We start from the raw sequence: 5,827 nt of genomic DNA, 5'->3' as shown, positions 1-5,827 counted from the left end.
CGAATGCCGGCATTCCTGCGGGACCCCTCGGCCTGTTCTGGCCACCAGGTGAACTGGTTGCTCTGCTTGTTGATGTCGCGGAATGCGTCAACACAGCCCATTTCATCAAACAGGCGATCCAGCCATGCCCTTTCGTGGGGCAGAAATCCGGAGAAATCCAGCTTGTGATAAAGCGGGCTGGCGTCAGTTACGTGATGCGCAGTCTGCAGATTGGCGCAGAAGATAAACTGGCGCCGCTTGCGCAGGGTTTTCTGCATGTGGAGGCCGAAGGCTTCCATGAATTCGTCTTTGTGATCAAGCACGGTAAGGTCATCGTCGCCGATCAGCTCATCTTCCCGGCCCAGAGCACAGGGGGAGAGAACGCAGGCAACGGACACCTTGTCGAAATCCGCCTGGATAAAGCGGCCCTCGCGGTCGGCCTGCTCATTGGCGAAACCGTACATGATGGCCTTGGGAAAATGGCGGGTGTAGATACCGACACCACCGTCTTCATTGCGTTCGCCGTCGATGAAGTAGCCTTCGTAGCCTTCCGGAATGAGGTTGTAGTCCTCGATTTCGTAGGCCCGCATGCGGTGATCCTGAACACAGACCACGTCAGCGTCCTGCCTGGCCAGCCATTCAAAGAAGCCTTTTTCAACAGCCTGAGCGAGACCGTTGACGCTGATTGTTACTACCCGCATACGTGTTCCCTGATTCGGTTTGTGTGTATGATACCGGTTTTACGCGTTAATTAAAGATCCACACCCGCCAGAAGCCCTGTCATGCACGACTATCAGCAAAAGTTCATTGAATTTGCCATTCGCCGTAACGTTCTTCGTTTCGGCGAGTTTACGCTCAAATCCGGTCGCACCAGCCCCTATTTTTTTAATGCAGGGCTGTTCAATACCGGAGAAGATCTGCTTGAGTTAAGCAAGGCTTATGCCGCTGCACTACAACGCAGCGGCCTGGATTATGACATTATTTTCGGGCCTGCCTATAAGGGCATACCGTTGGCAACCGTGACGGCCATGGCTCTGGCGTCAGATGGCGAGAACAAACCTTTTGCTTTCAACCGCAAAGAAAAGAAAGACCACGGTGAAGGCGGCAATATCGTCGGCGCCCCGCTGGAAGGCAAGGTACTGATTGTTGATGATGTCATCACCGCCGGAACCGCCATCCGGGAGTCTATCGACATCATTCGCGACTCAGGCGCAGAGCCAGCGGGGGTTCTGATTGCGCTCGATCGCCAGGAGCGAGGTGCCGGCAAGCTCTCTGCAATACAGGAAGTCAAAAAGGAATTCGGCATCCCCGTGGTCAGCATTATCACGCTTGATCAGGTTCTTGATTACCTGCAGAACCGACCGGGGTTCGACGAACACGCCCAGAACGTCGCCAGCTACAGGGATAATTACGGTGTCTGAAACCGGGCATGGTTTCTACTCCAGCTTTTGTTATGCTTCCTGCTGACTTAATTCGTTTTGAGCGGAGCGCCAGTCTTTCATCATGAACCGTCTGACCAGGTTTTCAATTGCCGTATCGGCTGTTGCCGCAATGATGGCTGCCACAGTAGCGGAAGCACGGATGTACCGCTACACCGATGAAAATGGCCAGGTTGTCATCAGCAATAGCATCCCCCAGGAAGCTTCAAAACGGGGCTACGATATTCTCAGCAAGAACGGTCGCGTTATCGAAACGATCGACCCGGAGCCAACCGAAGAAGAAATTGCGGCCAGGGAAGCGGAAGAGCAGCGCAAGCTGGAAGAAGAGCGTCAACGGGAACTGGACCGGAAGCTTCTGGAACGTTTCAGCCATCCGGATGAAGCCGTGCGGGCAATGCACAGAAAGATCCGCGAACTACAGGGGCTGAACCAGCTTAAAAAGGGCAATATTTCCGTTATCGACAGTCAGCTGGACAGTGAGCAGAGCCGGGCCGCAAACCTTGAGCGCTCTGGCCGCGATATTCCGGAAGCAACGCTTGAGAAGATACGAAGGCTTGAGTCACAGATCCGGGAGATCGAACGGGAAATCAACTCGCAGAATGCCGACATCAAAGAGCTGCGGGAAGAATTCGAGAAAGACATCGAGCGGCTCGAGGAGATAACGGGCGAAGAGAGAACCGAACCTCTTGACCCCGACAAGACAGAGCAATAACGGCATTATGCCGGCCACCAGACACAAAAAAGGTCACCACAGCGGGTGACCTTTTTCGTTCAGAAAGTTTCCGTTTGCCAATCAGGCAGTTTCGGAATCCTTCTTGGCAGTGCTGGTGCTCTTGCGAGCTGTGGTTTTGCGTGCAGCCGGCTTCTTGGCCTGGGCAGTGGCCTTGGTTGACTGGGCAACGCTGGTCACTTCGTCCGCTGCGTCGGCAACGACGTCTGCGCCTTCAGCTGCTTCTTTCTCCAGCTTGGCAACCAGATCTGCTGCGAAGCTGCCGACACGACTGTTGAGGTTACGCAACTGGTCAAACAGGCTTTCACTGTAACCGTAGTAACGGGTGCGCAGGTTTTTCACGCTGTATTCGCGTGCTTCTGATTCCAGCTTTTCAGCGTATTCGAACGGCTTGGACGACAGCTTCTTCTGCTGCTCTTCAGCTGCGTTGATGCCCTTCTCTACGATGTCCTGCAGTTGTTCCTGATAGCTCTTGAGTTTACCCATGATGAATCTCCTTCGGTTGTGGATGCATAGCGTTAAAAAGTTGCATCGTGGCGGCCAGCGAATCTGTACCGTCTTGTGATTACATGGATAAGCCTACGGTTAAAAATTAGAATGTTCATACTAAACCCCGAAACCCGGTATGAATTTCTGCATCCGGCGCCCTCACGCTGCCAGGGTTGAGCTGAGCCGACCGGTCACCAACTGAAGATAACCCAGCTTGGCACCAGCATGTCGGTTTCGTTCTCGCGAATCCAGCCACCACCATCGGCAGGTACCAGGTAGTACTCCGGCCCCACTTCCGGCACCACCTTGATTTCCATCAGTTGGCCGTTCACCCGGTATTCGTAGAACACTTCACTCTCACCCGGGCGGATAACAATCTGGGGGCCATCTGAAGAAGGCTGGTAGTCGGAAACTACCAGAGGCTCCCTCGGGGTCTTTACAACATCACTGTCGTCCATGCCATCCTGCGCCATCACGGGCCCACATAGCATCCCCCACACAAGACCCGAACAGGCGATCCGTTTCATTTTCATGTTACTCTTCCATTCTGTTTAAGGACGCTCAAAACCGCCCCGATACGGCGAAAAATTGCACCGTACTGTCAGGGTTGCACAAGCCATTCAACGCTTCAATCAGAATCCGGATCCGTTTTGATATGACACAACAACAGACTCCGCCCGTCGTTCTTGTAGACGGCTCGTCATACCTTTTCCGTGCCTATCACGCCCTGCCACCACTGATGACCAGCAAAGGGCATCCCACCGGGGCCATCAAGGGCGTTATCAGCATGATCCGGAAGCTGGAACAGGACTTTCCCGGCTCGAAAATGGTCGTGGTTTTTGACGCCAAGGGGAAAACCTTCCGCAACGACCTTTACGAAGACTACAAGGCCACCCGCCCGCCCATGCCTGAGGACCTGGCCGTGCAGATCCAGCCCATCCACGACATGGTTCGCGCCATGGGCCTGCCGTTATTGATCGTCAGTGGCGTCGAAGCCGATGACGTAATCGGTACCCTTGCAGACGAAGCCACCAGTAAGGGCATTGATGTTGTGGTCTCAACGGGGGACAAGGACATGGCCCAACTGGTGAGCGACCACGTCACCCTGATCAACACCATGACGGATACCCGCATGGACCGAGAGGGCGTGGTGGAAAAATTCGGCATTGCACCGGAACAGATCGTCGATTACCTGGCGCTGGTGGGCGACAAGGTGGACAACATTCCCGGCGTCAACAAATGCGGCCCGAAAACCGCGGTTAAATGGCTCCAGACCTGGGAAGACCTGGACGACATCATTGAGCATGCGGATGAGGTGAAAGGCAAGATTGGCGAGCACCTTCGGGATGCCATCGAAATCCTTCCCCTGAGCCGTGAACTGGCCACCATCAAAACCGATGTGGACCTGGAGTTCGGTCTGGAAGACCTGAAGCTGAGAACCCAGGACGACGACAAGCTGCTTGAGCTGTTCCGCGAATACGAACTCCGGTCCTGGATTGCGGAGCTGGAAAACAATGAAAACGACTCCTCAGATCCTAATAAAGAGGGCAACACCGGTGACAGCAGCAGTCAGCACTCGGCCCCCAGAGAAAAGAAGTACTCTGTTGTTACTGAACAGGCAGAGCTGGATGACTGGATCGAGCGCCTGAACAAGGCCTCCCTGTTCGCATTCGACACTGAAACCACCAGCCTGCGATACATGGATGCGGAGATCGTCGGGGTTTCCTTCGCCATTGAGTCGGGGGAAGCCGCCTACGTTCCCCTGGGCCACGATTACATGGGCGCCCCGGAACAGCTGGACCGGGACACGGTTCTCAAGCAGTTGAAACCGCTGCTGCAAGACCCTGAAAAAGCCAAACTGGGCCAGAATCTCAAGTACGACAAGAACGTTCTGGCCAACCATGGCATCAGCCTGGAAGGAATTGCGGAAGACACCATGCTGGAGTCCTACGTGCTGAATTCAGTGGGTTCACGCCATGACATGGACTCGCTGGCCATGCAGTACCTGGGCGAGCAGACCACCACCTTCGAATCCATTGCCGGCAAAGGCGCCAAGCAGCTGACCTTCAACCAGATAGATCTGCAACAGGCAGGCCCTTACGCCGCCGAGGACGCCGACATCACCCTGCGCCTGCACCGAGTGTTGCGGCCGCAACTGGAAAAAACCGGTCGCCTGCGGGAGGTGTATGAAAACATTGACCTGCCGTTGGTGCCAGTGCTGTCCCGAATGGAGCAACGGGGTGCCATGATCAGCGCCAGCACCCTGCGCAAGCACAGCCAGGAACTGGCGGAGCGCATGGCGGAACTGGAAAAGGAAGCCCACGATGAAGCCGGCGAAACCTTCAATCTTGGCTCCCCCAAGCAACTGCAAACCATCTTCTACGACAAGATGGGGCTGCCGGTGGTGAAGAAAACCCCGAAAGGCGCCCCCTCCACGGCAGAGCCGGTACTGCAGGAGCTGGCCCACGAACACGCCCTGCCGCGGCTGATCCTGGAGCATCGCAGCCTGAGCAAGCTGAAATCCACATACACCGATACCCTGCCGGAACTGATCCACCACCGTACCGGCCGGATTCACACCTCCTACCATCAGGCGGTGACGGCAACGGGCAGACTGTCATCGTCGGAGCCCAACCTGCAGAACATCCCAATTCGCAGCGAACAGGGGCGCCGTATCCGCCAGGCATTTGTGGCGCCGGACGGCTACAAGCTGATGGCGGCGGATTATTCCCAGATTGAATTGCGCATCATGGCTCACCTGTCTGGTGACAAAGGTTTGTTGACCGCATTCGAGAAGGGCGAGGACATCCACCGGGCAACAGCCTCAGAGGTGTTTGGTGTGGCCTTGGACGAGGTATCCGGGGACCAGCGCCGCAGCGCCAAGGCCATCAACTTCGGGCTCATCTACGGCATGTCGGCCTTTGGCCTGGCTCGTCAACTGGACGTAGGCCGCAACCAGGCTCAGGAATACATCGACCGGTATTTCGAGCGCTATCCCGGTGTTCTCAGGTACATGGACAACATTCGCAAACAGGCCCACGACGACGGATTCGTTGAAACCCTGTACGGACGGCGTCTGTATCTGCCGGAGATCAACGCCCGCAACAAACAGATGCAACAGGCCGCAGAACGCACTGCCATTAACGCTCCCATGCAGGGAACCGCGGCCGATATCATCAAACGGGCCATG

6 protein-coding genes are annotated in these 5,827 nt (G+C 55.8%); 3 read left to right on the top strand and 3 right to left on the bottom strand.

Annotated features, from left to right (window positions below; genetic code table 11):
* On the bottom strand, positions 1 to 680 hold a 680-nt coding region (locus ACESMB_RS04555), incomplete at its 3' end, for an exodeoxyribonuclease III (RefSeq protein WP_372970999.1).
* 81 nt (positions 681 to 761) lie between these two features.
* Here ACESMB_RS04555 and pyrE point away from each other — a divergent pair.
* Both pyrE and ACESMB_RS04545 read left to right on the top strand, forming a co-directional pair.
* The gene (gene pyrE, locus ACESMB_RS04550) at positions 762 to 1,400 is read left to right on the top strand and encodes an orotate phosphoribosyltransferase (RefSeq protein WP_372927529.1); all 639 of its coding nucleotides are present in this window, start codon (positions 762 to 764) and stop codon (positions 1,398 to 1,400) included.
* 82 nt (positions 1,401 to 1,482) lie between these two features.
* Entirely contained in the window at positions 1,483 to 2,130 is a 648-nt protein-coding gene (locus ACESMB_RS04545) for a DUF4124 domain-containing protein (RefSeq protein ID WP_372927528.1), read from the top strand.
* Positions 2,131 to 2,211: 81 nt separating this feature from the next.
* On the opposite strand, the gene ACESMB_RS04540 is transcribed toward ACESMB_RS04545, so the two are convergent.
* Together ACESMB_RS04540 and ACESMB_RS04535 are read right to left on the bottom strand one after the other, a co-directional pair.
* Positions 2,212 to 2,634 (bottom strand): hypothetical protein, encoded by a 423-nt coding sequence (locus tag ACESMB_RS04540; RefSeq protein WP_372927527.1) that lies wholly within the window; start codon positions 2,632 to 2,634, stop codon positions 2,212 to 2,214.
* Between the two features lie 194 nt (positions 2,635 to 2,828).
* Positions 2,829 to 3,164, bottom strand: coding sequence for a DUF2782 domain-containing protein (locus ACESMB_RS04535; protein WP_372927531.1), 336 nt, complete (start codon positions 3,162 to 3,164; stop codon positions 2,829 to 2,831).
* Positions 3,165 to 3,292: 128 nt separating this feature from the next.
* Here ACESMB_RS04535 and polA point away from each other — a divergent pair.
* A partial coding sequence (gene polA, locus ACESMB_RS04530; protein WP_372970998.1) for a DNA polymerase I occupies positions 3,293 to 5,827 on the top strand: 2,535 nt, incomplete at its 3' end.

This window comes from Marinobacter sp., from assembly GCF_041686475.1.
Taxonomy (GTDB): Bacteria; Pseudomonadota; Gammaproteobacteria; order Pseudomonadales; family Oleiphilaceae; genus Marinobacter.
This window is presented reverse-complemented; position numbering and strand designations above follow the sequence as displayed.

Coding starts and splice junctions, on each gene's coding strand:
- pyrE (WP_372927529.1), top strand. CDS start 762: ATGCACGACTATCAGCAAAAGTTCATTGAATTTGCCATTCGCCGTAAC.
- ACESMB_RS04545 (WP_372927528.1), top strand. CDS start 1,483: ATGAACCGTCTGACCAGGTTTTCAATTGCCGTATCGGCTGTTGCCGCA.
- ACESMB_RS04540 (WP_372927527.1), bottom strand. CDS start 2,634: ATGGGTAAACTCAAGAGCTATCAGGAACAACTGCAGGACATCGTAGAG.
- ACESMB_RS04535 (WP_372927531.1), bottom strand. CDS start 3,164: ATGAAACGGATCGCCTGTTCGGGTCTTGTGTGGGGGATGCTATGTGGG.